We start from the raw sequence: 1,576 nt of genomic DNA, 5'->3' as shown, positions 1-1,576 counted from the left end.
TCAAAGCAGACGATGAATTACGTTACCCCAGTAGCGGGGAACTTCAATCCATAAATGATTTTTTGAAAACAGGTGAGCAGCGGGTGCGAATTGCTAGCGCGCTTTCTGAAAATGAGAAAAAAATTGTGGACAAAGCTAGTCAGGAGTTATGGCGCAGGCGTCCAGATTTTATTGCTCCTGGAGGTAATGCTTTTGGCCAGCGCGAGCGTGCCTTATGCCTCCGGGACTATGGTTGGTACTTACGTTTGATTACCTACGGGGTACTAGCTGGGGATAAAGACCCCATTGAAAGTATTGGTTTGATTGGTGTTCGGGAAATGTATAACTCCTTGGGTGTACCTGTTCCTGGAATGGTAGAGTCAATTCGTTGTTTAAAGCAAGCAAGTCTTGCTTTACTTGATGAAGAAGATGCTAAGGAAACTGCTCCTTACTTTGACTATATTATTCAAGCAATGTCTTAAATTTTTTTGCTTTTTGTAGCTTTGTTTATTCCTAGGTAGGGGTTTGGTTACCAAACCCTTACATCTAGGTTTTTTTGATTTTTAAGTTATTTATACATTTTTATATGGTGCTATGTATTAAAGCTATTTATATAACGCTATATATTAGATATATTAGATATTTCAGAAAAAGATATAGATTTTTTGCTGCAGCAGGGAACAGCTCCACAAGGTAAAAGGGAAAATATTTTCAGCAAAAATCTACGAAAAATGATTTACTGGGTGACTTTTACCATAACTAGCATAAACGCTTCATCCCTTGTCTTTCAAGTAAGAGATGAAGCGTCAGATAGGTTGTAACCTGCCGTGTTTTATTCTAAACTGTATGTAATTTTATCAAATCTTCAATTATAGTTCTGTATGGTTGTCAACAAGTTTTAATTAAACCAAATGAAGAACTCAAAGCTGTCTTAGAATTTATAGTCATTCCGGTTAAGATTGAGACAAGATTTTCTTGCCTTGAAAAAGTTTCAGTTAAAAAAGTGTTCCAGTCTTATTCAGAATGACTATATCTGCTCATAATCTAATAAATTAACTAATTTTGGTATCTATAATATGGTCGTCAACGCTATTTTAAAACACATAAAATTCTCGGTAAATATGATTGAGAAAAAGAAGATAAAACCAATAAATACTATCAAGTTCTCTACTCCCAAGCTGCCCAACAAATTATCATAAGTTCCCTGAATCATTTCAATCGTTTAAACAGTTGAATGCTCAATATAAACGAGGAGAATTAATTAGGGTTTGCTGAAAAAAGCAGAGCCTGGGAAGTGTGGGAAGTGTGGGGAGAAAGAGAAAGTAGGAGGAATAATTGTACCTGTATCTTTCTGTGCTTGTCTGCCTTTAATCCTAACTTTTTGGTCACTCAAGCTGAAAAATTTGCACTTTTTTTCGCTCCAAAAAGGCACTTACCTTTATATGTCAGTTATATGTCAGTGCTTTTAGATTTAATCAGCAAACCCTAATTAATAAGCCACAACTTCCTAACATGCGGGTCAAGGTTCACGGCGGTCCCATGGGCTATGCGCCCGGCCATTTCCGGTTCCGCTTCTGCCCAGAGCCGGGCTGTCGCA

1 protein-coding gene is annotated in these 1,576 nt (G+C 37.3%); it reads left to right on the top strand.

Annotated features, from left to right (window positions below; all coding sequences use genetic code 11):
• A partial coding sequence (locus tag F6K22_RS40525) for an allophycocyanin subunit alpha-B (RefSeq protein ID WP_293110776.1) occupies nt 1-461 on the top strand: 461 nt, incomplete at its 5' end.
• Nucleotides 462-1,576 lie beyond the last annotated feature (1,115 nt).

This window comes from Okeania sp. SIO2F4 (genome assembly GCF_010672385.1).
In the GTDB taxonomy this organism is placed as follows: domain Bacteria; phylum Cyanobacteriota; class Cyanobacteriia; order Cyanobacteriales; family Microcoleaceae; genus Trichodesmium.
The sequence above is the reverse complement of the archived record's forward strand: the minus strand, read 5'-3'. Positions and strand labels throughout refer to the sequence as shown.